The sequence below is a fragment of the Leclercia sp. Marseille-Q4284 genome (assembly GCF_916618945.1).
Taxonomy (GTDB): Bacteria; Pseudomonadota; Gammaproteobacteria; order Enterobacterales; family Enterobacteriaceae; genus Enterobacter; species Enterobacter tamurae.
On sequence record NZ_CAKAKG010000001.1, the window covers coordinates 3,088,679 to 3,112,808 of the forward strand.

Here is a 24,130-nt window from a genome sequence, read left to right on the forward strand (position 1 = left end):
CTCCTTAATTCGTCCTGCATTCGAGATCCATAATGGCGATACCGTTAACTTTCGTGACCTTGCTAAGATCGGCGGACGCCACACAGCCTTTGCCGCTACCCCATGTCACGCTAAGCGCCACCCTGTCATCCAGCCCGCTGAGGTAGACCTCACCACGCTCGTTAACGATGCCGCTGTGCGAGTCGCCGGCATTCACCAACGCACCATAGGGGACATTTTTCCCCTGCCAGAACAGCCGGGTATAGAGCCTGTTACCGCGCTGAGGCTTGAATTCCGCCAGCACCAGCGCGCCGCGGCTTGGGACCACGCGCTGCAGGGTGTTGCCAATCTCCACATCGTCCGCCGCGCTTTGGGCGTCAATTGGAATGATGTTTTCCTGATAGACGGTAAGCCACGGCACGACGGCGTTCCCCGCGCTATCGGTTGAGACGCCGGTGGCGTTTTTCACTTTCAGGTTTCCGCCGCCGGGGGCGTGCACCAGCGCGCTGGCTCCCCCTTCCGCAAGCTCCTGCCCTGCGGTCAGGCCATAAGGATGTAACAACAGCGAGCCCTGCAGCCCATAGTTAATGCGCTGGCTTTGCCCGTATTCCGTGGAGTACCCCACGGATGCCACCCCTTTACTGCCGGTGTAGCGGAGACTGGCGGCGCTGCCGCTGCTATGCCCGGTCTGATCATCGTTGACATAGCTTTGCGACAGGGAATAGTTCAGGTTGCGATCCTCCAGCGCGGTCCCGGACAGGGTGGCCTGGTTCTGACTGCGTCCGCTCTGCGCATGCGTCTGGCTATAGCTGGCAAGCGCGGTATTGGATCGACTCAGCCAGCGGTTCAGCGGTAACGAAAGGTTTAGCGACGCGATTTTATCGTTACCCTCGTGTCCCCGGGTCTGGTTATCGCTGTAGCTGAGCGACACCCCCACCCCGAAGATGCTCACGTTGTAGCCGAGCGTCAAAGAGCGCGTTTTGCTGCCATCACCCCGCCAGTAGTTTTGCTGATACGCGGATAAGGTGAGGCCTCCCCCCTCGCCGAGGCTCTGGTTCAGGATCATCTGCATGCGCTGCTTCGGCTGGCCATACGGGTGCGAACGATCGTCCCGCCAGGCCTCGCTGGCCTCTTCAAAGCTGTAATAGCCGACGGTCGAGTAGCGATAGCCCGCCAGGGTCATGGTGGTGTCCGTGGCGCTGATATTTTTGCTGTAGCGAAACTGCACCGAGTTGCCCTTAGCCTCATCCCGGTCAGAGAAACGGCTTTGCGCACGGGTGATATCGACTGAGACAGCCCCCAGCTCGCCCAGCCCCTGACCAATGCCCACAGCGGCCGCGGCATAATGTTCGGCACCCGTCACGCCGCCATACAGGGTGGTCGCGTTCAGCACACCGTAAACCATCTCCCCCTGGACGAACTGTTGCCGGGTAGCTGAGGCGTAATCGCTACGGTATTTGCCGCCGCTCAGCGCGTATTTCAACTGGCCCTCACGCACCATGGCCGGTGCGGATGAAAACGGCTGCACGAAGGTACGGACGCTGCCATCCTCTTCCCGGATGGTGATGTTCAGATCGCCGCTTGAGGAGGTGGGAAAAAGATCGGTTATTTCGAACGCGCCGGGCGGCACCCACGTCTGGTAGATAATATTGCCCTTCTGGCGCACCTCGATCTGGGCATGGCTCACCGCGATGCCGCGAATGATGGGGGCAAAGCCTTGCTGGCTCTGCGGCAGCATGCCGTCGTCCGAGGCCAGCATCAGCCCGCTGAAATTAAAGCTGTCAAAGACCAGCGCCGTGGTGGCGCTTTCACCCAGCGTCAGGCGCGATCGCAAAGCCCGGATATCGCGCTCAAGCCAGGTCTGCATGCTCTGCCAGCGGTCGCCGCTATGATTATCATGGCTGTAATAGCTGTAGTTGCGTAAGCGCCAGGGCCCAAGGTTAGCGCCATTGCGCAGGTTGAGGTACTGCGATCGGTCTCTGCTATCCTGGTAGCGCGACGCCATACCGTTGAGGTTGTAGCTGGTAAACAGCATCGGCAGGCCATCGTCCCATCGCGCGGGTGAAACATCGCCGCGGATCATCGGTTTTAACGCCGCCTGAGGAACCATCAGCAGCAGCTGCTGCCGTGCCGGGTCAAACAGGCTCGTTGCGTGCGGAATATAATTTTCAATGTCCGTCAGCCCCTGATCGGCTGGCAGCGCGGCCAGCTCAGGAAACTGTTCGGTGCGCACGCCCAGCTCAGACAGCAGCGCCGGTGAATAGCGGGCGCAGAGCCTTTTTCCGCAGGCATCGAAGGTGATGGTGCGCTGCCCGGTAGCCACGCCGTTAACCAGTACCTCCACATCCCAGTCCCCGGTAGAAGCCGTTTCGGGATCGCTAAATGATTGAAGATTAAGCTGCTGCTTCTGCTCATCAGAGAGATCTAACGCGTTGGTATCAAAATAGAGATCGGCATGCGCGCCCCACGGCGTGCAGCCCCAGGTCAGCAAAAGCGCCAGCTTTCTTACTCTCATCTTCTATGTCCATATTGATCTGATGATTAGAAATCAAGCGTGACTGCCGAGGTTAAACCGCCGTAATCGTTTATCGCCTGGATCTCAAGCTTTCCCTGCCGCTGTGGATGGCTAATGGAGCGGGTGGCAAAGGGGGCGATATAGCCCGGCGTCTTTACCGGCAGACCATTCACCCGTAGCGAACCAATATTGATAAAATAGGGACCCGGGTTGCGCAGCGTAATGGTTTGTCCATCGCCTTTGGCGCTAATCTGCTTTACTGCATCGGCCGCGGCTGATGCGCTTAACGATGCGGGACGCCAAATCAATTTCATTACGCTCTTGGTGGCAATCAGCATACGGTTATGCTCATTGCTATCCACTGCGGGAATAGCTTTAACATTGAGCCAGAAAAGTGATTCGCGATCCTGCGGCAGCGTATCGCGTATTTTGGTAATACGAATTTGCCAGGTAGTATCTGGCATCAACTTAAAAAGCGGTGGTGTAATAACAAAGGGTGATGAGGTATCGCCGCGATCGCTATTTTCCAGCCACGACTGCACCAGCCAGGGGCGATTTTCACCGGAGGTGCTAATGCTAATAGCCGCCTCTTTCGCAGATGCATCATAAATCACCCGCGTTGCGCTTAATGTAATACCCGCCAAAGCAGGCTGCATGCAGAATATAATCAGCAACAGTGAAATTAATAATTTCAATTACTATTCTCCAGAGCGGATTAATCGCATTAAAAGAGCTGGCTTATCACCAGCCCCAGCATTATGGATAAACGATGGTAAAATTAGAGGTCGCGGCAATATTACCGACGTTGACGGTATCCGCCGTGGATTGCAGTTTGGCCGAGAAATTAAGCGTATTCGCCGCCGTCTTTGACAATACGTAAGCGCTGGACGGGCTATTTGGCAGCACCTGCACATTGTTGGCATCATAAATGGCAATACCCACATTGCTCGCATTATCTGCCCCACTATCTACCTGAAACAGCTTACCTTCTGCATCGGCGTTGCCGTCGAAGCGAACGGTAGCGCTTTCGTACGGGCAGTCGGTCAGGGTCAGCTGAAATGCACGGCCGCCCGTCGTGTCACCTTTCGCCTTAAAGGCGCTGGCAGCAACCGTGCCAAAATCGACCGTGACGTTACTGGTGGAAATAGTACATGACGTATCGGTGATAGTGCCGGTAAAAGTGATGGTGCCGTCGCTGGCGAAAGCGGTGGCGCTGAAAAAAAGTAAAGCTAAAGGAACGGCATGTTTCATGGGTAGCATCCTTTTAAATAAACCCTCCCTGGCGTCTGTTTACCGTTAATGGAGGTGATGTTGGTGAAGCTGAGGTATATCTGGGTTATCAAATAATTGCACTAATGCGCATGTTTTTATGCAGCTCAATAATATTCCTGACACCCAACTTGGCATAAATTCGGTGTCTGTGGGTGTATACCGTTTTAGGACTTACATATAACTCTTCCGCAATTTCCGTCGGGCTTTTTCCCTGAGCCAGATAGTTCATTACTTCACGTTCTCGCTTTGATAACGCCGAAAGCATTGAATCAGTACTGTTAAGCATGATTCGTCCGGTACGCGAAAAACGATTTAGCAAACGCGTGGGACCATGCTGCATAAGTAAACCTAATTGAGTCAGGTTACGCTTTATCCCGGGTATGCTTTCGTAACGATTAACCAGAATGTCACAGATCGGCATTAATACAGGGATAAACGGATTTTGATAATCCACAATCTCATTTACGAATACCATAATGCGAATCAGCGGATATTCACGTTTGATCCGATTAAGCAGGCTAATGGTTCTGGCATTAAGATTATCATGGATGTTTACGATTAATGCGCTGCATCGGTTAGCAGCCAAAGTGCGATCGATACTCCCCCGCCAGGTGACAAAATAAATATCCGTCACCGCATCGTTTTTTACCTGCGTGCTGACATCTGATTTCACCTCTTTCAGTAAAACCGTTATAGCCTCACCAAAGATATAATCGTCACTCAAAATCAGTATTGAACTCAATAGGGTGCTCCATGTTTAAAAAGCTGATTAGTGTACTCGCTATACGTTACCCATATTCATTACAATCTATGTATAAATATTAAATAAAAAGACCATACTTATCCAATGGGATTCTTCCTCAGTATCTGTAATAATAATCCTAAATATTAAACTTATTGATTTTCGATAATGAAATTTTCTTTATTTAAAGCTAACGCCCTATAAGCCTTAATTCCAATGAAGTTTTATTAAAAAATCAATTAAGAGACAAATAGTTTAAAAACAACAAGTTAAATAGTTTAACTTAAGGAGATTAGGCGCATATTTCAGCGCAACGAACAGGGTGGATAGTGACGGTCACGCAATAGGCTGACTGTTTTTTACTCACCAGCCGATCAACCAGCAACAATGAATGTGTGTTGCTGCCGTTTTGCCTGGCCATACGCATCCTCCGTCACATTTGGCAGCTATTTGCCGTTAACACGCATCGCATCTACTTCTTTTAACCCTATAATCGGCTATCTTTACCTTTACCTTTTTGAAATAAAGCCCCGCCGGAACAGGTCGATACTAATTCTAATCGGAACACAGAAATGCCTGAGAGAGTGGGTAAATAATGCATAAATTTTTTGTCACCGATGATATATCCGGTACGGATCTGGAGCCGAAAAGAACGGCGACCTTTATCAAACGTGCCCTGCTGCTGATGTTTGCCCTGCTGTCAGGGCTGTTTATTATCGCCATCATCGCGCTGCTGACGATTGTGCAAAACATCAATCAGGACAGCGATAAGCACAGTGCCATGCTGCTGGAAAAGGCGATCCATAACCGCGTCGATACGCTCACCACCCATGTCAAAGACTACGCCTGGTGGGGCGAAGCCTACCAGCATCTTCATCCCAGCGTGGATACTGACTGGGCGTACACCCGGCAAAACATGGGTGCCACGCTGTGGCGCGATTTTGAGTACGAAGGGCTGTTCGTCGTGGACGGCAGCGGGCAGACCCGTTACAGCGTGATCGACGGCAAGCTGGTGACAGGCTCGCTGCAAACCTGGCTGGGAGACGATCCTCTGCCCGAGCTGCTGCAGAAAATAGCCCAACCGGACGCCATGCCGGTGTCCAGTACAGTGGTGATGAAGGACGGCCATCCGGCGCTGGTGGCGGCAGCGCGCATCACCACGGGTGACGACATGAGTATCCCTGTAGCTCCCGGCCCCGCCTCCGTGCTGGTCTTCGTTGACGTGCTGGATGCCCGTAAGCTCAGCGCGCTGGGTGAAGAGTACGGTATCAATCAGACCCGCGTGCAGCACAAGGGCGCCGCGAAACTGGCAGGGCGACGCGGGGTGGCAACCCTTCCCATTGATGGCCAGCAAATCACCTTTGAATGGAAAAGCGAGAACCCTGGTCGGGAACTGCTGCGCTATATCCTGCCGCTGTTGATCCTGCTGGCACTCTGCACCGCGATCCCCGGCCTGATGCTGGGACGCAACGCGCTCAAAAAGGCGCGGATGTATGATGAAAATACTTATCTGCTGGCCCAGAACCGTCTGGCGCTCACCGCCAGCGAACGCCGTTTTCGTGACGTCGCCGAGGCGACCACGGACTGGATCTGGGAGACCGATCCCGAGCTGCGTTTTACCTGGCTTTCCGAGCGTTTTCCCGGCATTACCGGGCACAGCATATCAGCCTGGATCGGCCGCCCGCTGAGCGAGTTGATGTCCGCAGAAAACCAGTCGCTGGCGGAGTGGATCACCCTCCCCGGCCAGACGGGTCATCGCCGCCTGCTGCACTGCCGCTATCTCTCCGCGATGGGCCACCAGCGCTACTGCCATATTGCGATCAAACCGGTTATCACCCCGGAAGGGATAACCGGCTACCGGGGCACCGCCACGGATGTCACGCTGGAGGTCGAAGCTCAGGCGCGCGTGGAGTATCTCTCCCGCCACGACGAGCTGACCGGGCTGCCCAACCGGGTGCGGATGCGCGAGTTTCTGGAGGGCAAACTGCGGGCGCAGCCGACGCAGATGCACCCGCTGGCGATGCTTAGCCTCGATCTCGATAAGTTTAAACCGGTCAACGATCTGTTCGGTCACGGCGCCGGCGATATCGTGCTGCATGAGGCCTCGGCCAGGCTCCGGCACTGTATCCGCGATTACGATCTGGTGGCGCGCCAGGGCGGAGACGAGTTTATTCTGGTTATCTCCGACATTCATGACCGGCGGTACATTGATACCCTGTGTGAACGTATTATTGCCGAGCTGACCCGCCCCTTCCTGATCAACGGGAACGAGATCGTGATCGGGGCCAGCATCGGAATCGCGATGGCGCCGCACGATGCCGTCGATGCGGGCGAACTCCTGCGCTTCTCGGACATCGCGCTGTACAAAGCCAAAAGCACCGGGCGCAACAAGTGGGTGTTCTATATGCCCGAAATGGCTGAGCAGATGGTGCAGCGCCGGGAGATGGAAGAGAGCCTGCGCGACGGCATTAAAAAAGAGCAGTTCCGTCTGGTTTACCAGCCGCGTTACGGCCATGACCTGTCGCGGATCATCGCCGTGGAGGCGTTAATCCGCTGGGATCACCCCGAGCTTGGCCTGATCATGCCGGATCAGTTTATTTCGCTGGCCGAAGAGACCGGGCTGATCATTCCGCTCAGCGACTGGGTGCTGAAGACCGCCTGTCGGGATGCACAGCAGTCCCTGCACGGTCTCTCGGTCTCGGTGAATATCTCTGCCGTCGAGTTCCAGTCCTGGCAGGTGGTGGATCGTATCAAGGATGCGCTGCAGATCTCACAGTTAGACCCGGCCCGGCTGGAGATCGAAATCACCGAAAACGCCACCCTGTGGAACCCGGAAAACAGCCTTGAAATCATGCTGGCGCTGAAGAAGCTGGGCGTGAAGCTGCTGATGGATGATTTCGGGACCGGCTACTCCTCCCTGAGCTATCTGCGCAATTTCCCGTTCGATGGCATCAAGCTGGATAAGTCCTTTATCGACGGCATGCCGGATAGCGACAGCGCCAACACCATCGTTGAAAACATTATCGGCCTGGGTAAAGCATTCTCGCTGAGTATTACCGCTGAAGGGGTAGAGACCGAAGGCCAGCTGCAGAAGCTGATGATGATGAAGTGCGATGAAACGCAGGGCTATTTAATCAGCAGGCCACTCAGCCTGACGGCGTTGCAGGAGCAAATTGCCACGCTGGACTCGGCGGCACAGGAACGTATCGAACAGAATTCACAGGGATAGCGCGGGCAGCAGTTGCCGCCCGCACGGGGATTACGCCCGAATGGTATCGTCGCCGAAGCCGACCCACTTGTAGGTGGTTAAGGCTTCCAGCCCCATCGGGCCGCGCGCGTGCAGCTTCTGGGTGCTGACCGCCACTTCGGCGCCGAGGCCAAACTGGCCGCCGTCGGTAAAGCGGGTGGAGGCGTTGACGTACACGGCAGACGAGTCCACTTCGTTCACAAAGCGGTTGGCGTTGCTCAGGGTACGGGTAAGGATCGCGTCCGAGTGCTGAGTGCCGTGGGCGCGAATGTGGGCGATGGCGTCGTCCAGATCGGCAACCACTTTCACGTTCAGGTCCAGCGACAAAAACTCGTCGTCATACTGCTCTGCTTTCACTTCCTCAACCTTCGCCGGGCCCGCTTTCAGCAGCGTCAGCGCACTGGCATCGGCGTGCAGGGTGACGCCGCTCTGCGCCATCTGCTGGCTCAATGCAGGCAGGAAACGTTCGGCGATATGCTGATGCACCAGCAGCGTCTCCACCGTGTTACAGGTGCTCGGACGCTGGGTTTTGGCGTTGACGATGATCTTCAGGGCCGGTTCGATCTCAGCACTCTCATCGACAAAAATATGGCATACGCCGATACCGCCGGTGATCACCGGGATGGTCGACTGCTCGCGGCACAGCTTGTGCAGCCCTGCCCCGCCACGCGGGATCAGCATGTCGATGTATTTGTCCATCCGCAGCATCTCGTTGACCAGGGCACGATCCGGGCTTTCAATCGCCTGTACCGCACCGGCGGGCAGGCCGCACTCTTCCAGCGCCTGCTGGATCACTTTTACCGTGGCAGCGTTGGTACGCCAGGTCTCTTTCCCGCCGCGCAGAATGGCAGCGTTGCCGGTTTTCAGGCACAGAGAAGCGACATCAAGGGTGACGTTAGGTCGTGCTTCGTAGATCACGCCAATTACGCCGAGCGGCACGCGGCGACGTTCAATGCGCAGACCGCTGTCCAGCAGCCCGCCGTCAATCACCTGCCCAACCGGATCGGCCAGGCTGCATACCTGACGCACATCGTCGGCAATGCTTTTCAGGCGCACGGGGTTTAAGGCCAGGCGATCGAGCATCGCCTCGCTCAGGCCGTTGTCGCGCGCTTCGGCTAAATCCTGTTCGTTGGCACGTAAAATCTCTGCGGATTGTGATTCCAGATACTCTGCGATTTTTTCCAGCACGCGGTTTTTCTCGCGGCTGGAAAGGAGCGCCAGTTTGTACGAGGCGGCTTTGGCAGCGGCGCCCATTTGTTCCAGCATGTCCTGCTCCTTAACGGGTGATCATATCGTCGCGATGGACAGCAACCGGGCCATACTCATAGCCGAGAATGGCATCGATCTGCTGTGAATGGTGGCCTGCAATACGGCGCAGCGCGTCGCTATTGTAGCGGCACACGCCGTGGGCAATGTCGCGCCCTTCCAGATTACAGATACGGATCACTTCACCACGGGAGAAGTTGCCTGTCACGTTTTTAATTCCTTTTGGAAGCAATGAGCTGCCTCGTTCCAGAATCGCGGCAGTAGCACCTTCATCAACGGTAATCTCCCCGGCAGGCGGCGCGCCGAAAATCCAGCGTTTGCGGTTTTCCAGCGGGGTGGCTTCGGCGTGGAAACGGGTTCCAACCGAAATGCCTTCCATCACATCGCCAATCACGCCCGGACGGCTGCCGGCGGCGATGATGGTGTCGATACCCGCCCGGCACGCCACGTCGGCAGCCTGCAGTTTGGTGCCCATCCCGCCGGTGCCAAGGCCAGAGACGCTGTCGCCCGCAATGGCACGCAGCGCATCGTCGATGCCTTTCACATCGGTGATCAGCTCGGCCTGCGGGTTGGTGCGTGGGTCAGCGGTGAACAGCCCCTGTTGATCGGTGAGCAGCAGCAGCTTATCCGCACCTGCCAGAATGGCGGCCAGCGCCGAGAGGTTATCGTTGTCGCCAACCTTAATTTCGGCGGTGGCGACCGCGTCGTTCTCGTTAATGACCGGCACGATGTTGTTATCCAGCAGCGCGCGCAGGGTATCGCGGGCATTGAGGAAACGCTCGCGGTCTTCCATATCGGCGCGGGTCAGCAGCATCTGCCCGACGTGGATACCATAGATAGAGAACAGCTGTTCCCAGAGTTGAATCAGTCGGCTTTGTCCGACGGCAGCCAGCAGCTGCTTGGAGGCAATGGTGGCCGGGAGTTCGGGGTAGCCCAGATGTTCACGCCCGGCGGCAATCGCCCCGGAGGTCACAATCACAATACGGTGCCCTGCGGCATGCAGCTGTGCGCACTGGCGCACCAGTTCGACAATGTGGGCGCGATTAAGGCGGCGCGATCCGCCTGTTAATACACTGGTGCCGAGTTTTACCACCAGCGTCTGGCTGTCACTCATGATTCTCTGCCGTTTAACAATAAGGAAAATGATATCAATCAGACTTTTTATCAGGACTGGGGCTCGTTGCCAACCGCCATAACACGCAGGCTGGTACTTTGTTGCGCGGGACCAGGAAGCGTAGCGGCAAACGTTGACACTTTTATTACTGAAATAAAAAAATACGCTTTTTTAAACTTATTCTGTATTTGTCATAAAACGTTCATTTCAGAACGTTAAAACCCTTCCTGTTTTTTCACGGAACATAAGCTTGAGCTGACTGTTCAGCGAATATTAGCGCGTTTATAAGAAACCAGGATTGAAAATGAAAAAGAGTACTCTGGCATTAGTGGTCATGGGCGTTGTAGCAACTTCATTTGTACAGGCAGCCGAAGTATTTAATAAAAACGGCAATAAACTGGACGTGTACGGTAAAGTAAAAGCCATGCATTATCTCAGCGATGATGATGCCAAAGATGGTGACCAGACTTATGTGCGTTTTGGCTTTAAAGGCGAAACCCAGATTAACGAACAGCTGACCGGTTATGGCCGTTGGGAAGCTGAATTCTCCGGCAATAAAGCCGAAAGCGACGCGACACAGAAAACCCGTCTGGCCTTCGCCGGTATCAAGCTGAAAGACTTCGGTTCATTCGACTACGGTCGTAACCTCGGCGCCCTGTACGACGTCGAAGCCTGGACCGATATGTTCCCGGAATTCGGCGGCGACTCCTCCGCGCAGACCGACAACTTCATGACCAAACGCGCCAGCGGCCTGGCTACCTACCGTAATACCGACTTCTTCGGTGCCATTGATGGTCTGGACCTGACCCTGCAATATCAGGGTAAAAACGAAGGCCGTGAAGCGAAGAAACAGAACGGTGACGGTTTCGGTACGGCGCTGACCTATGATTTCGGCGGCAGCGACTTCGCCATCAGCGGCGCCTACACCAACTCTGACCGCACCAATGCCCAGAACCTGCTGGCACGTGGTGAAGGTGAAAAAGCCGAAGCCTGGGGCACCGGTCTGAAATATGACGCCAACAACATTTACCTGGCGACCATGTATACCGAAACGCGCAATATGACGCCAATCTCCGGTGGCTTCGCCAATAAAGCACAGAACTTCGAAGCGGTTGCACAATATCAATTTGACTTTGGTCTGCGCCCTTCCCTGGGTTATGTCCAGTCTAAAGGCAAGGATATTGAAGGCATCGGTGATGAAGATATCGTGAAATATATCGACGTCGGCGCGACCTACTATTTCAACAAAAATATGTCCGCGTTTGTTGATTATAAAATCAACCAGATTGATGACGACAATAAACTGGGCGTGAGCAGCGATGATATCGTTGCCCTGGGCATGACCTACCAGTTCTGATTGAGCGAAATAAAAAACCCGGCGCTGGATGGCCGGGTTTTTTTATTGTCTGCTTTTTACGCCGGACGTTAAGCGGTCAGCTTCACCGGTTCGTTGGTGAAATCATCCGCAGGCTCGAGTTTCAGATCGAACGTCGCCAGCAGCGCGCGGGCTTTCTCATGGAATTCACGCAGGGTGTGCTCCAGGCGCTGAACCACTTCAGGATCCTTAATCGCCGTCGCCTGCCAGTGACCGTCTTTATCGAACAGGCCAAACTGGTAGTTATAGGTGAAGCGTGACGCTTCGGCTTCCATTTCCATCCACCATCCCCAGAATTCGCGCTTTTCCGGCGATGGCTTTACGTTAACGCAAACGGCCAGACAGTCGAAAAAAAAGCGATTCTCTTCGCACTGCTCTTCGCGGATGTAGGGGCCAAGAGCCATAAACTTCTTGATCATTCTACTTTTGGGATGTCCACTCGGTAACGTCATTGCGATCTCCTTTTATGAAGCCACTGTTGTACCAAAACACCAAAAATTAGCAATCTCTTAACTCAATCTCTGATGGATCCAGCGCGCTATCTGTTGCAGTGCCTTGTCAAAATTCTGATACACAGGATTGAACGGCACCTCCAGCAGCTTGCCATCGACAGATGACGAGGTGATTAAGCGGGACTCCTCTTCCGGGCTGAAGGGATCGTTTTTCCAGAAGCCAGAGAGCATCGGCGTCGGACAACGACGGCCCAGTAAGCCCTGGGTTTTCAGGGAGTAGCGATTGAGTTCCACGCGCAGCGCCTCGTCGGAGGCATCGTGCATGCCGAGGCTACTGGCCAGCACGTCGAGGTACATTTCCGGCACGCTGCCCTGCCGCGCAGGTTCGCTTAACAGCGCATGCACCACCGGCCCCAGACAGGCCACCGCTTTCAGGCGTGAGGATTCCAGATAGGCCAGACGCACGGCGACGTTAGCGCCAAAGCGGAAGCCAAACGCCGCCACCCGGGTATGATCCACCCACGGATTCTGCTCCAGCGCCTTGAGGGCATGCTGGTGGAGCAAGCTGGAATCCTGGGTCAGTTTCCACTTGGACGAGAAGCCGATTGACGGCATGTCGAGAGTCAGCATCGCCAGCCCTTTCGGGGCTAAGTAGCGCTCATACAGGCTGTAGTAATCGGTTTGCAACGAGTCGAGGCCGCCGCACATCATCACCGTCGGGAAGGGGCCGTCGCCTGCGGGCAGATGCAGGAAGCCGGTCACCGCCGGGCCGCCAGGGATGGTAAAGGTGAGTTCGCGCATCTGACCCGGCAGATGCTGGGCCGCTTCCTGGTAGGCGCGGTTCGCCAGCGCCTGCGCCTGCTCGGCCAGTTCGTCGCCTTTCAGGTGCGGGTAAGCCGCAATGCTGTAGAGATTACAGGCATGCAGCCAGTGCTTGCCGCTTAGCAAGGGGTCCTCTTCCTGGCTCGCCTTTTGCTGCCAGATCATCGCCTGGGTTGCCCATTCGTAGATCCAGTTGCCACCGCGATAGCCCACCACCGTGTCGTACAGATCGTCGTCGGTACGTTCGGCCTGACTCATCACGATACGCGCCTGCACATCCAGAATTTCACGAGGATCGATGCCGCGCCAGATCCACATCAGACGGTTAACCATGCGATACCAGTGCGGGATGTTTTTGCCATCCAGCGCCGATTGCACTGACGGTTGTACGCCACTGTTGAAGCGACGAACCAGCGTCGAGGTTTCCGGGTGTTTGAATTTGGGCTTGAAGAGAATTTCGCTGAGATTCGCCTGGGACATTGCGCGCTGCCTCTTAAGATACGTCAGAGGGCATCATTGTAACGCGACAAGGGCAAAAAAAATAACGCCCGGCATCACCGGGCGTTAAAAATGTATGGATTAGCGGCCTGAAATAGGTGGGACGAATACTACGCCCATATCCCATGGCTGTTCGATCCAGGTATCCTGCGGGATATCAATCACATAATCGTCAACCAGCGGCTGACCGGCTGGCTTAGCGAAGATGGTAACGAAATGGGCTTTTGGATACATTTCGCGAATAGCGACTGCTGTACCGCCGGTATCAACCAGATCGTCAATCACGATGAAACCTTCACCATCGCCTTCAGCGCGTTTCAGCACTTTCAGCTCACGCTGGTTGTCGTGGTCGTAGCTGGAGATGCACACGGTATCGACATGGCGAATACCCAGCTCACGTGCCAGCAATGCCCCCGGTACCAGGCCACCGCGGCTAACCGCGATGATGCCTTTCCACTGCTCAGATGGCATCAGGCGTGCAGCCAGTTTACGTGCATGAATCTGCAACATGTCCCAGGTGACGATGTATTTTTCGCTCATGTGAATTGTCCCAGCCTGTTTATATACGGCTTAAAAAGTGTTCGAGGGGGAAAATGGTTGCGCGAGATTATAGAGATCTGAAGCACTAAAAACCAGTGCTAAGCGGCCCGGCCCGGAGTTTTTACTTGCTAACCCCTACCAGCCGACAGAGAAAGTGGTATTCTCGAACCCACCTCGCAAGTCTGACTTGTGGTAACTCTAAACCTGCTAACCCCGTGACCTGCAACATTGTCTGCAGGCCATCGACAAGGAGACTTACTGTGTCTGAACTGTCTCAGTTATCGCCACAACCGCTGTGGGATATTTTTGCCAAAATCTGCTCCATTCCTCACCCGTCTTATCACGAAGAACAGCTTGCCGAACACATCATGGGCTGGGCGAAGGAAAAAGGGCTGCACGCCGAACGCGACCAGGTTGGCAACATTCTGATCCGTAAACCTGCCACCGCCGGGATGGAAAACCGTAAACCGGTTGTGCTCCAGGCGCACCTGGACATGGTTCCACAGAAGAACAACGACACCGTTCACGATTTCACCAAAGATCCGATTCAGCCGTACATCGACGGCGAGTGGATCAAAGCCCGCGGCACCACTCTGGGTGCCGATAACGGTATCGGTATGGCCTCTGCGCTGGCGGTACTGGCAGACGATCGCGTTGAGCATGGTCCGCTGGAAGTGCTGCTGACCATGACCGAAGAAGCCGGGATGGATGGCGCCTTTGGTCTGCAGGCGAATTGGCTGCAGGCGGATATCCTGATCAATACCGATTCCGAAGAGGAAGGCGAAATCTACATGGGTTGCGCGGGCGGTATCGACTTTATCTCCACCCTGCCGCTGACTCGTGAAGCGATCCCGACAGGCTTCCAGACCTTCAAGCTGACGCTGAAAGGGCTGAAAGGCGGCCACTCCGGCGGTGACATTCACTTAGGGTTAGGCAATGCCAACAAGCTGCTGGCCCGCTTCCTGGCCGGTCATGCTGCCGAGCTGGATCTGCGTCTGGTGGATTTCAACGGCGGTACGCTGCGTAACGCGATCCCGCGTGAAGCCTTTGCCACCGTGGCCGTTGCCGCAGACAAAGCCGATGCGTTGAAAAAGCTCTCCACCGTCTATCTGGATATCCTGAAAAACGAGCTGGAAGCGAAAGAGAAGAACCTGACCGTGGTGCTGGAAGCAGTTACGACGGATAAAGCCGCGCTGACTGAACAGTCCCGCGACCGCTTTGTTCAGTTGCTGAACGCTACGCCAAACGGCGTGATCCGCAACTCTGACGTGGCGAAAGGCGTGGTAGAAACCTCCCTGAACGTCGGCGTGGTGACCATGGCTGACGACAGCGCAGAGATTATCTGCCTGATCCGCTCCCTGATCGACAGCGGGAAAGAGTACGTGGTGAGCATGCTGGAATCTCTGGGCAAACTGTCTGGCGCGCAAACCGTCGCCAAGGGCAGCTACCCGGGCTGGCAGCCAGATGCGAGTTCACCGGTGATGGCGCTGGTGCGCGAAACCTATCAGCGTCTGTTCAACAGCACGCCGAACATTCAGGTGATCCACGCGGGTCTGGAGTGCGGTCTGTTCAAGAAACCGTACCCGGATATGGATATGGTTTCCATCGGGCCAACTATTACCGGTCCTCACTCTCCGGATGAGCAGGTGCATATCGAAAGCGTGGGCCATTACTGGACCCTGCTGACCGAACTGCTGAAAGCGATCCCGGCGAAGTAATCCCCTCACCCCAGCCCTCTCCCACAGGGAGAGGGAGAAAGACCCAGGCCCGGTAAGCGTCAGCGCCACCGGGCTTTTTTACAGCCCCAGTACCAGCTGCCGCTCCAGCTGCGGATCCAGCAGCGTGACATGCAACCCCACCAGCCGTACTCCCCGCCCTGCCCGACGCTCTTCCCAGGTTTTTTTCGCGGTGGCAATCAAATCCTCTTTGTTCAGCCGCGGCCAGACGTGTTCCTGGGTGGTTTGCTGAAAATCGTTGAACTTGAGTTTCACCCCCTGGCGGGCAATCAGCAGATCCGGTTTGACCTTCGCCAGCCGCCGCTCCAGCTCAGGATAGAGCTGCCCGACGATAATGGCTTCGCAGTCTGCCCAGTCGTGAATATCCTCCGCCAGGGTGCGTTCCACCCCCACCGATTTACGCAGTCGCTCGCTGTTAACATTGCGCTCATCAATGCCCTGGCTCCGCTCCCACAGCACCCGGCCAAACTTACCGAAGCGCTTTAACAGCATCCCCAGATCGCTGTTCTGCACATCTTCACAGGTGCGCAGCCCCATGTTCTCCAGCTTTGCCGCAGAGACTTTCCCTACGCCGGGGATCTTGCCCAGCGGCAGCGTTTTGATAAACGCCGGCACTTCGTCAGGGGTGATCACATACTGGCCGTTGGGCTTATTGAGATCCGAGGCGATTTTGGCGAGAAATTTAACCGGCGCGACGCCCGCCGAGGCGGTGAGCTGCAGTTCATCAAAAATCGTCTGACGGATCTCCTGGGCCATCAACGTGGCGGAGCCGTGACAGTGAAGGCTGTCGGTGACATCCAGATAGGCTTCGTCCAGCGACAGGGGTTCGATCAGGGAAGTGTAGCGGGAGAAGATCTCACGAATATGGTGGGACGCTTCTTTGTAGGCCTCGAAACGGCCTGGTAACAAGGTGAGGTGCGGGCAGAGTTTTAACGCCATCGCGGTCGGCATGGCGCTGCGCACGCCAAATTTACGTGCCGGGTAGTTCGCGGTACTGATTACTCCGCGCTGCACACGGCTGCCGCCAATGGCAATGGGGATATCCCGTAGCGCCGGATTATCCCGCATTTCCACCGCAGCAAAAAAACAGTCCATATCGACATGGATTATTTTGCGCATCATCTTCACCACACCTGTAATTATGCACAGTATAACAAAGTGCAAAAAATGCGTCAGCAGATTTACTGTCGCACTTCTGTCATTAAACCGTGGTACAAGGATAAGCCATTGGGCATTTACAACTCATTGAATTACATGATTTAAAATGGAAAATTATTCATGAAAAAGATGATTATCGCTTCACTTCTGCTAACGACCTCCGCCTGGGCCAGCCCACAAATTATCGCTCACCGCGGAGGAACCGCCGATGCGCCGGAGAATACGCTTCCGGCCATCCAGCTTGCGCTGGAAAACCGCGCTCAGGCGATCTGGGTCACCGTGCAGCTCAGCCGTGACGGCGTGCCCGTTTTGTATCGCCCGAGCGATCTCAGCGCGTTAACCGCAGCAAAGGGCAACGTCTCTCAGTACACCCAGGCCGAGCTGGCGACCTTTGATGCCGGTGCAAAATGGAAAGAAAAGGTCGCCGGAACCACCATTCCGACCCTGAAAGCGGTACTGGAACGCTGGCCTGACGTCCACTTTTACATCGATATTAAATCCCCCGATGCCGATCCGGCTGAGATGGGCAAACAGCTGCTTGGCGTGCTGAAAGAGACCAACAGCCTGGCGCGTGTTCGCGTCTATTCCACAGAGGATCGCTATCTGGATGCCCTGCCTGCAGAGGTGTCGCGCTTTGTCACCCGGAGTGAAACCCGCACCCGGCTGGCGAATATCTCCCTGAACCACGTTTGCCAGACCCCGGCAAAGAAAATGGATGCGTACTGGTACGGGCTGGAGCTGAATCGCAAGGTGGAAGTGGTGGAGAAATTCACACTGGGGGATGGTATCTCCCCGGCTACCCTGACATGGGATAAGGAGGCGATGGACTGTTTCCGCTCACAGGGGAATGCCCATGTGATCCTGCTTGGTGTTAACTCCGCTGAGGATTATCAGAAAGCCCAAACGTTGGGGGCCGATGGGGTGATGGTGGATTCTCCGGCCCAGGCCAGAGCGTGGGTTAAGTAAAAAAAACAGGCCGCTGTTGCGGCCTGTTTCGTTCAGAGAATTCGGTTTTGCTGGCGCTGTGCTTCGCGTTCCATGCGCTTTTTACGCGCGTCGCACGGCTCCGGGCAGTCGCAGACTTTCTCCATCCCCAGCGAAGAGATGCCGCCGCAGCTGCCCTGAATGCTTTTACGCTTAATCAGCCAGCCGAGCGACATGCCAAATATCACCAGCACAAAGATCGCGAAGGTCAGCAGGAAGGTCACCATCATCAGCCTCCAAAATCATCCAGCATGATGTTCTCATCTTCCACGCCGAGATCCTGCAGCATTTTGATCACCGCGGCGTTCATCATTGGCGGCCCGCACATGTAGAACTCGCAGTCTTCCGGAGCAGCGTGGTGTTTGAGGTAGTTTTCATACAACACGTTATGAATGAACCCGGTGTAGCCGGTCCAGTTATCTTCCGGCAGCGGATCGGACAGCGCAATGTGGAAGCTGAAGTTTGGGTTATCCCGCGCCAGCTGTTCAAACTCCTCCTGATAGAACATCTCCCGCAGCGAGCGGGCGCCGTACCAGAAGCTGATCTTACGCTGGCTACCCAGACGCTTAAGCTGGTCAAAGATGTGCGAGCGCATCGGCGCCATCCCGGCCCCCCCGCCGATGAATACCATTTCGGCATCGGTCTCTTTGGCAAAGAACTCACCAAACGGACCGGAGATAGTTACCTTATCGCCCGCTCTCAGCGACCAGATATAGGATGACATGATCCCCGGCGGTGCATCCGGTACGCCTGGCGGCGGCGTGGCGATACGCACGTTGAGCATGATGATGCCCTTCTCGTCCGGGTAGTTGGCCATGGAGTAGGCGCGCAGCGTCGGCTCCTTAACCTCAGAGACAAAGCGGAACAGGTTGAATTTATCCCAGTCGCCGCGGTACTCGTCCGGCACGTCAAAGTCTTTATAGGCGACGGTGTGCTCCGGGCATTCGATCTGAATGTAGCCACCCGCGCGGAACGGCACGTCTTCGCCATCGGGTACCCGCAGCTTCAGCTCTTTAATGAAGGTGGCTTTGTTATCATTGGAGATAACCTCACACTGCCACTTTTTCACGCCGAAAATCTCTTCCGGCAGTTCAATCTTCATGTTCTGACGTACCGCCACCTGGCAGGCCAGACGACAGCCCTCTTTCGCCTCACGCTTGCTGATGTGCGACAGTTCGGTCGGCAGTATATCGCCGCCACCCTCTTTGACCGTGACCCGGCATTGCCCGCAGGAGCCACCGCCGCCGCAGGCAGAAGAGATAAAAATGCCATTGCCGGAGAGCGTGTTCAGCAGCTTGTCACCCGCAGGGGTGCGGATCTGCTTATCCGCCTCATCGTTAATCTCGATGATCACATCGCCGGAGTTCACCAGCTTTGACCGCGCCACCAGGATCAGCCCCGAGAGCACCAGCACGATCAGCGTAAACATCACCACGCCAAGAATAATTTCCATACAGTTTGCCCTTACAGCTGCACACCGGAGAAGGACATAAAGCCCAGCGCCATCAGACCGGTGGTGATAAAGGTGATCCCTAAGCCGCGCAACCCGGCCGGCACGTTGGCATACTTCATTTTTTCACGCAGGCCCGCCATCGTCACGATAGCCAGCATCCAGCCAATGCCGGAGCCGAAGCCGTAGACCACCGACTCGCTAAAGTTGTAATCACGTTGCACCATGAACGACACGCCGCCGAAAATGGCGCAGTTCACGGCAATCAGCGGCAGGAAGATGCCCAGCGCGGTGTAGAGTGACGGGAAGTATTTATCGAGGATCATCTCGAGGATTTGCACCAGCGCCGCGATCACCCCAATGAAGGTGATGAAGTTGAGGAAGCTCAGATCAACGCCATCCACCAGCGCGCTGTCGCGCAGCACCAGGTTAAAGACCAGGTTGTTGATCGGCACCGACAGCCCCAGCACCACCGTAACGGCAACGCCCAGGCCGAAGGCGGTCGACACCTTTTTGGACACGGCGAGGAACGTACACATGCCGAGGAAAAATGCGAGCGCCATGTTTTCAACAAACACCGCCCGCACAAACAAACTCAGGTAATGAGCCATTGTCGGTTACTCCTTTTCCTGCTGCTCAGGGCGCCAGGTTCTCACCGCCCAGATCAGCAAACCGATAATGAAGAACGCGCTGGGGGCCAGCAGGAACAGGCCGTTCGGCAGATACCAGCCGCCGTTTTGCACGGTATCGAACACGGTGATACCAAACAGTTTGCCGCTGCCGATCAGCTCGCGCAGGAAACCGACCGTCAGCAGGATCACGCCGTAGCCGAGACCGTTGCCGATGCCATCCATAAAGCTCGCCAGCGGCGGCATCTTCATGGCGTAGGCTTCTGCCCGGCCCATTACGATACAGTTGGTGATAATAAGACCGACAAACACCGACAGCTGTTTTGAGGTTTCGTAGGCAAAGGCCCGCAGCAGCTGATCCACCACGATCACCAGCGAGGCGATGATCGCCATCTGCACGATGATGCGCACGCTGTTGGGGATGTGGTGGCGGATCATCGAGATGAACATGCTGGAAAACGCCGTCACCAGGGTTACCGCCAGGGTCATCACCACCGCGGTTTCCATTTTGGTGGTCACCGCCAGCGCCGAACAGACCCCCAGGACCTGCAGGGTAATCGGGTTGTTGGCGATCAGCGGCCCGATAAGAACCCGTTTAACTTCTTTCAGTTCGCCCGCATCAGCCATTGTTCAGCTCTCCTTCACGTACCTTTTTAAGAAAGGGTCCAAAGCCCAGCTCACCCATCCAGAAATCAAAGCTGTGCTGAACGCCGTTTGAGGTCAGCGTGGCACCAGAGAGGCCATCGACAGCGTACTCATCCCCCGGACGTGCGGCCCCTTTCATCACTTTCAGCGCCGGTTGACCGTTATCATCCAGCACCTTTTTGCCGACAAACTGCGCCCGCCAGGCCGGATTCTCTACTTCGCCACCCAGCCCCGGGGTTTCGCCCTGGTCGTAATAAGTGATGCCTTTAACCGTGCGGCCATCAGTATTGAGGGCGACGAAGGCATACATCATCGACCACAATCCGTTGCCGTACACCGGCAGAACCAGCTCCTGGACGCGTTGTTGCTCATCCCGCACCAGGTAGATCTCCGCCGTGTTGCTGCGACGCTTGATGCCAGCCGGATCCTGACTGGCCTCCAGCACGGTGCTGCGCTGTGGATCTTTCAGCGCCTGCGCCTGGTTGTAGCTGGACGGATCGCTCTCAAGCAGCTCGCCTGTATTGAGATCCACCAGACGCGGGGTGATGCGTTCGGCAAAGGTCTGCGCCACATCTTCGGCGCTCATTTCGCCCTGCATCAGGCTGGCCACCGCCAGAATGTTACGTTGCTTATCGAGGGCGCGTTGTTCCTGCTGACGGGACTTAAGCCCTACCGCAGAGCCCGCCACCACGATGGAGCAGACCAGGCACAACACGATGACCACCATCAGCGTCTTGCCGATGCTGTCATTATTTTTTATCTCAGCCACGCGCCTTCCTCCGTTTGATGTTGGCCCGCACTACCAGGTAATCGAACAGCGGCGCAAACAGGTTGGCGAACAGGATCGCCAGCATCATCCCTTCCGGGTAGGCCGGGTTCACGACGCGGATCAGTACACACATCACACCGATCAGCGCCCCGTACCACCATTTGCCTTTATCGGTAAAGGAGGCTGACACCGGGTCGGTGGCCATAAACATCATGCCGAAGGCGAAACCGCCCAGCACCAGATGCCAGTACCACGGCATGGCGAACATCGGGTTAGTCGTCGAGCCGATCAGATTAAACAGCGTTGCGGTGAGGATCATGCCGAGCATGACGCCAGCCACGATGCGCCAGGAGGCGACGCGGCCAAACAGAATGATGGCACCACCAATCAGGATCATCAGCGTGGAGACTTCGCCTATCGAGCCCGGAATGGTACCGATAAAGGCATCGAACCAGCTGACCGGTTGCCCGGTGGCGTTGTTGACCAGCGCCTCGCCGCCGTGGGCGGCCCACTGCGACAGCGGCGTCGCACCGGAGAAACCATCCGCCGCCGTCCAGACCAGATCGCCGGAGATTTGCGCCGGGTAGGCAAAGAACAGGAACGCACGTCCGGCAAGGGCCGGGTTGAGGAAGTTACGCCCGGTACCGCCGAAGATCTCCTTCGCCATCACCACGCCAAAGCTGATGCCCATCGCCGCCTGCCACAGCGGCAGCGTTGGCGGGACAATCAGGGCAAACAGAATGGAGGTGACAAAGAAGCCTTCGTTGATCTCGTGCTTACGGATAATCGCGAACAGCACTTCCCAGAAGCCGCCGACCAGGAAGACCGTCAGGTAGATGGGCAGGAAATAGACCGCCCCCAGGGTCATCATGCTGATCCAACCGGCATCAGGGGTAAAGCTGACCCCCAGCATCTGCGCCACCCGGTAGTGCCAGTCCCCCGCGATAATCTGCGGCAGCTGCTGGGCATCATAAAGATGCGTCAGCGCCGGGATAGTCTGCAGGCCGACGTTGTACATGCCCCAGAACATCGCCGGGAACACCGCGAACCAGACGAGGATCATCATGCGCTTGAGGTCGATGGCATCACGCACGTGCGCGGCCCCTTTGGTGACCTGGCCAGGCGTATAGAACAGCGTCGCGGTCGCTTCAAACAGCGGGTAGTACTTTTCCAGCTTGCCGCCGTGGGTAAAGTGCGGCTCCAGCTTCTCAATGAGATGTTTCAGGCCCATCAGTTATCCTTCCTGCTCAATGCGGGTTAATACCTCGCGCAATACGGGTCCGTATTCGTATTTACCGGGGCAAACGTAGGTGCACAGGGCCAGATCTTCTTCATCCAGCTCGAGGCAGCCCAGCGCCTGGGCACTGTCGGTATCCCCCGCCAGCAGATCGCGCAGCAGCAGGGTCGGCAGGATGTCGAGCGGCATTACGCGCTCGTAGTTGCCAATGGGCACCATCGCCCGCTCGCCGCCGTTGGTATCGGTGGAGAAGTTAAACAGCTTGTTGCGCAGGAAGTGGCCGAGTGTGGTGCGGGTGACGGAGAACTTCTCTCTGCCGGGCATCACCCAGCCGAACAGCTCTTTCTCGCGCCCCTCTTTCACCACGCTGACCTGGAGATGAAAGCGCCCGAGATACGCGTAGGTGCCTGTGGCATGCCTGCCGCTCAGGACTGAACCCGAAATATGACGGTTTTCGCCGTCCAGGGTTTCATCCGCCAGCAGATCATTGATGTCTGCTCCCAGGCAGGTGCGCACCAGACGCGGGTTGCGCATCTGCGGGCCGCCGAGGGCGATAACCCGCTCGGTACAAAGCTCTCCGGTGGTGAACAGCTTGCCGATGGCGATCACGTCCTGGTAGTTCAGATGCCAGACCTGTTTGGTCTGGCTGACGGCCTCCAGGAAATGAATGTGAGTGCCTGGCAACCCTGCCGGATGCGGCCCGGCGAAGGCGTTGAACGTCACTTTCCCCTGCGGGTGCCCGCCCAGCTTGCCGCCGCCCGCCTGGCAGACATGCACTTTGCCGTCCGTCAGGCGTGTGAGGAGGGTCAGCCCCGCGTCAAATGCCTGACGCTGGGCCAGGATAATCGGCTGCGGGTCGGCGCTGAGCGGATTGGTGTCGATGGCGGTGACGAAAATGGCGGCAGGCACGGTGCCAGGCACCGGGGTTTTGCTGAATGGACGGGTACGCAGCGCCGTCCACAGCCCTGATTCCAGCAGTTGCGCCTGCACCGACTGGCGTGAAAGCGTGGGCAGGTCAGCAGTATCGTGACGGGTAAACTCGCGCTGCCGATCGCCCTCCAGCCGGATCACCACCGATTGCAGTACCCGACGCTCGCCACGATGAATGGCCACTACCGTTCCGCTGGCGGGTGCGGTGAAGAGGACGCCGGGATTTTTTTTATCCTCGAAAAGCGCCTGGCCCTTCATGACGCTGTCGCCCTCCTGCACCAGCATGGTGGGACGCATCCCCAGGTAATCGTCCCCGAGGATCGCTACATGGCGGGGAGCCGCACAGGGCGAAATCTGCTGTACGGGAATGCCGGAAATCGGCAAATCAAGTCCTTTTCTTATTCTGATCATAGTGTTAGTTGATATCCATGAATAACCGTTCCGCCCAGGGGGGCGGACGAGTCAGAAGTCGTTGCACAGGATAAAGAAAGGCGGCGAGAACTCGCCTGTGTGAACAGCAGGATCGCGGATGATCCTGAAAAAGCGTCCTTTCTTACCCTTCGGTCATAAGACGGGCGCAGTGTACCATTTTCACCTATCAGGAGGCAGAGATAACGCAGCGGCAGGTGCTAAAATGCGACCGATTACGCAAAGTTCTCAATGCCAGCGCGACCGATCCAGGTTATAAGGGAAAACTATTTTGTAAACCGTCGAGCTGGCGCTTGCGAAAAAATGCAGTGGTGCTAATGTGAGCACGCCCGATACAGACA

21 protein-coding genes are annotated in these 24,130 nt (G+C 56.3%); 4 read left to right on the plus strand and 17 right to left on the minus strand.

The window, feature by feature from the left end; genetic code table 11:
• Window positions 1-4 precede the first annotated feature (4 nt).
• The 4 genes from LG383_RS14590 to LG383_RS14605 form a co-directional block, all read right to left on the minus strand.
• Window positions 5-2,494, minus strand: coding sequence for a fimbria/pilus outer membrane usher protein (locus LG383_RS14590; protein ID WP_225759468.1), 2,490 nt, complete (start codon window positions 2,492-2,494; stop codon window positions 5-7).
• A 26-nt stretch (window positions 2,495-2,520) separates the two neighbouring features.
• The gene (locus LG383_RS14595) at window positions 2,521-3,189 is read right to left on the minus strand and encodes a molecular chaperone (RefSeq protein ID WP_225759469.1); all 669 of its coding nucleotides are present in this window, start codon (window positions 3,187-3,189) and stop codon (window positions 2,521-2,523) included.
• Between the two features lie 61 nt (window positions 3,190-3,250).
• A complete protein-coding gene (locus LG383_RS14600; protein WP_225759470.1) occupies window positions 3,251-3,745 on the minus strand; it encodes a fimbrial protein in 495 nt (164 codons plus the stop codon).
• Window positions 3,746-3,833: 88 nt separating this feature from the next.
• Window positions 3,834-4,508, minus strand: coding sequence for a LuxR family transcriptional regulator (locus tag LG383_RS14605; RefSeq protein ID WP_225759471.1), 675 nt, complete (start codon window positions 4,506-4,508; stop codon window positions 3,834-3,836).
• 595 nt (window positions 4,509-5,103) lie between these two features.
• On the opposite strand from LG383_RS14605, the gene LG383_RS14610 reads away from it, so the two are divergent.
• Entirely contained in the window at window positions 5,104-7,737 is a 2,634-nt protein-coding gene (locus tag LG383_RS14610) for an EAL domain-containing protein (RefSeq protein ID WP_304608146.1), read from the plus strand.
• 30 nt (window positions 7,738-7,767) lie between these two features.
• Here the strand turns inward: LG383_RS14610 and proA are convergent, their stop codons facing one another.
• Window positions 7,768-9,021: a glutamate-5-semialdehyde dehydrogenase gene (gene proA / locus LG383_RS14615; protein ID WP_225759472.1), complete on the minus strand. Its 1,254-nt coding sequence runs from the start codon at window positions 9,019-9,021 to the stop codon at window positions 7,768-7,770.
• A gap of 10 nt (window positions 9,022-9,031) precedes the next feature.
• Complete coding sequence (gene proB / locus LG383_RS14620) at window positions 9,032-10,135, minus strand: glutamate 5-kinase (protein ID WP_032616689.1); 1,104 nt, start codon at window positions 10,133-10,135, stop codon at window positions 9,032-9,034.
• A gap of 304 nt (window positions 10,136-10,439) precedes the next feature.
• Here proB and phoE point away from each other — a divergent pair, with 304 nt between their 5' ends.
• The gene (phoE, locus tag LG383_RS14625; protein ID WP_225759473.1) at window positions 10,440-11,492 is read left to right on the plus strand and encodes a phosphoporin PhoE; all 1,053 of its coding nucleotides are present in this window, start codon (window positions 10,440-10,442) and stop codon (window positions 11,490-11,492) included.
• A gap of 68 nt (window positions 11,493-11,560) precedes the next feature.
• On the opposite strand, the gene crl is transcribed toward phoE, so the two are convergent.
• The 3 genes from crl to gpt form a co-directional block, all read right to left on the minus strand.
• Complete coding sequence (crl, locus tag LG383_RS14630; protein WP_106995993.1) at window positions 11,561-11,962, minus strand: sigma factor-binding protein Crl; 402 nt, start codon at window positions 11,960-11,962, stop codon at window positions 11,561-11,563.
• Window positions 11,963-12,019: 57 nt separating this feature from the next.
• A complete protein-coding gene (gene frsA, locus LG383_RS14635) occupies window positions 12,020-13,264 on the minus strand; it encodes an esterase FrsA (protein WP_106995994.1) in 1,245 nt (414 codons plus the stop codon).
• Between the two features lie 99 nt (window positions 13,265-13,363).
• Window positions 13,364-13,822: a xanthine phosphoribosyltransferase gene (gene gpt / locus LG383_RS14640; RefSeq protein WP_106995995.1), complete on the minus strand. Its 459-nt coding sequence runs from the start codon at window positions 13,820-13,822 to the stop codon at window positions 13,364-13,366.
• 260 nt (window positions 13,823-14,082) lie between these two features.
• Between gpt and pepD the strand changes: the two genes are divergently transcribed.
• Window positions 14,083-15,540, plus strand: a complete 1,458-nt coding sequence (pepD, locus tag LG383_RS14645) for a cytosol nonspecific dipeptidase (protein WP_106995996.1) — start codon at window positions 14,083-14,085, stop codon at window positions 15,538-15,540.
• Window positions 15,541-15,618: 78 nt separating this feature from the next.
• Here the strand turns inward: pepD and dinB are convergent, their stop codons facing one another.
• Window positions 15,619-16,677, minus strand: coding sequence for a DNA polymerase IV (gene dinB, locus LG383_RS14650; RefSeq protein WP_106996018.1), 1,059 nt, complete (start codon window positions 16,675-16,677; stop codon window positions 15,619-15,621).
• Window positions 16,678-16,836: 159 nt separating this feature from the next.
• On the opposite strand from dinB, the gene LG383_RS14655 reads away from it, so the two are divergent.
• Window positions 16,837-17,682, plus strand: coding sequence for a glycerophosphodiester phosphodiesterase family protein (locus tag LG383_RS14655; protein WP_225759474.1), 846 nt, complete (start codon window positions 16,837-16,839; stop codon window positions 17,680-17,682).
• 32 nt (window positions 17,683-17,714) lie between these two features.
• On the opposite strand, the gene nqrM is transcribed toward LG383_RS14655, so the two are convergent.
• The 7 genes from nqrM to LG383_RS14690 are packed head-to-tail and all read right to left on the minus strand — an operon-like array spanning window position 17,715 to window position 23,771.
• Complete coding sequence (gene nqrM, locus LG383_RS14660; RefSeq protein WP_166181652.1) at window positions 17,715-17,930, minus strand: (Na+)-NQR maturation NqrM; 216 nt, start codon at window positions 17,928-17,930, stop codon at window positions 17,715-17,717.
• Window positions 17,930-19,153: an NADH:ubiquinone reductase (Na(+)-transporting) subunit F gene (gene nqrF, locus LG383_RS14665; RefSeq protein ID WP_225759475.1), complete on the minus strand. Its 1,224-nt coding sequence runs from the start codon at window positions 19,151-19,153 to the stop codon at window positions 17,930-17,932. The genes nqrM and nqrF overlap by 1 nt, the downstream gene beginning before the upstream one ends.
• A gap of 11 nt (window positions 19,154-19,164) precedes the next feature.
• Window positions 19,165-19,761, minus strand: coding sequence for an NADH:ubiquinone reductase (Na(+)-transporting) subunit E (gene nqrE, locus LG383_RS14670; protein WP_106996000.1), 597 nt, complete (start codon window positions 19,759-19,761; stop codon window positions 19,165-19,167).
• A gap of 6 nt (window positions 19,762-19,767) precedes the next feature.
• Window positions 19,768-20,406 carry an NADH:ubiquinone reductase (Na(+)-transporting) subunit D gene (locus LG383_RS14675; protein ID WP_225759476.1) on the minus strand — a complete coding sequence of 213 codons (639 nt, stop codon included), beginning with the start codon at window positions 20,404-20,406 and terminating at the stop codon, window positions 19,768-19,770.
• Window positions 20,399-21,193 carry a Na(+)-translocating NADH-quinone reductase subunit C gene (locus tag LG383_RS14680; protein ID WP_225759477.1) on the minus strand — a complete coding sequence of 265 codons (795 nt, stop codon included), beginning with the start codon at window positions 21,191-21,193 and terminating at the stop codon, window positions 20,399-20,401. The genes LG383_RS14675 and LG383_RS14680 overlap by 8 nt, the downstream gene beginning before the upstream one ends.
• Window positions 21,186-22,424, minus strand: a complete 1,239-nt coding sequence (locus LG383_RS14685; RefSeq protein WP_106996003.1) for an NADH:ubiquinone reductase (Na(+)-transporting) subunit B — start codon at window positions 22,422-22,424, stop codon at window positions 21,186-21,188. The genes LG383_RS14680 and LG383_RS14685 overlap by 8 nt, the downstream gene beginning before the upstream one ends.
• Before the next feature lie 3 nt (window positions 22,425-22,427).
• On the minus strand, window positions 22,428-23,771 hold the full coding sequence (locus tag LG383_RS14690) for a Na(+)-translocating NADH-quinone reductase subunit A (protein WP_225759478.1): 1,344 nt from the start codon (window positions 23,769-23,771) through the stop codon (window positions 22,428-22,430).
• Between the last annotated feature and the right edge of the window lie 359 nt (window positions 23,772-24,130).

Excerpts from the sequence above, each read along its gene's own strand:
- LG383_RS14590 (WP_225759468.1), bottom strand. The coding sequence starts at position 2,494 with ATGAGAGTAAGAAAGCTGGCGCTTTTGCTGACCTGGGGCTGCACGCCG.
- LG383_RS14600 (WP_225759470.1), bottom strand. The coding sequence starts at position 3,745 with ATGAAACATGCCGTTCCTTTAGCTTTACTTTTTTTCAGCGCCACCGCT.
- LG383_RS14610 (WP_304608146.1), top strand. The coding sequence starts at position 5,104 with ATGCATAAATTTTTTGTCACCGATGATATATCCGGTACGGATCTGGAG.
- proA (WP_225759472.1), bottom strand. The coding sequence starts at position 9,021 with ATGCTGGAACAAATGGGCGCCGCTGCCAAAGCCGCCTCGTACAAACTG.
- proB (WP_032616689.1), bottom strand. The coding sequence starts at position 10,135 with ATGAGTGACAGCCAGACGCTGGTGGTAAAACTCGGCACCAGTGTATTA.
- phoE (WP_225759473.1), top strand. The coding sequence starts at position 10,440 with ATGAAAAAGAGTACTCTGGCATTAGTGGTCATGGGCGTTGTAGCAACT.
- crl (WP_106995993.1), bottom strand. The coding sequence starts at position 11,962 with ATGACGTTACCGAGTGGACATCCCAAAAGTAGAATGATCAAGAAGTTT.
- frsA (WP_106995994.1), bottom strand. The coding sequence starts at position 13,264 with ATGTCCCAGGCGAATCTCAGCGAAATTCTCTTCAAGCCCAAATTCAAA.
- gpt (WP_106995995.1), bottom strand. The coding sequence starts at position 13,822 with ATGAGCGAAAAATACATCGTCACCTGGGACATGTTGCAGATTCATGCA.
- dinB (WP_106996018.1), bottom strand. The coding sequence starts at position 16,677 with ATGCGCAAAATAATCCATGTCGATATGGACTGTTTTTTTGCTGCGGTG.
- LG383_RS14655 (WP_225759474.1), top strand. The coding sequence starts at position 16,837 with ATGAAAAAGATGATTATCGCTTCACTTCTGCTAACGACCTCCGCCTGG.
- nqrM (WP_166181652.1), bottom strand. The coding sequence starts at position 17,930 with ATGATGGTGACCTTCCTGCTGACCTTCGCGATCTTTGTGCTGGTGATA.
- nqrF (WP_225759475.1), bottom strand. The coding sequence starts at position 19,153 with ATGGAAATTATTCTTGGCGTGGTGATGTTTACGCTGATCGTGCTGGTG.
- nqrE (WP_106996000.1), bottom strand. The coding sequence starts at position 19,761 with ATGGCTCATTACCTGAGTTTGTTTGTGCGGGCGGTGTTTGTTGAAAAC.
- LG383_RS14675 (WP_225759476.1), bottom strand. The coding sequence starts at position 20,406 with ATGGCTGATGCGGGCGAACTGAAAGAAGTTAAACGGGTTCTTATCGGG.
- LG383_RS14685 (WP_106996003.1), bottom strand. The coding sequence starts at position 22,424 with ATGGGCCTGAAACATCTCATTGAGAAGCTGGAGCCGCACTTTACCCAC.
- LG383_RS14690 (WP_225759478.1), bottom strand. The coding sequence starts at position 23,771 with ATGATCAGAATAAGAAAAGGACTTGATTTGCCGATTTCCGGCATTCCC.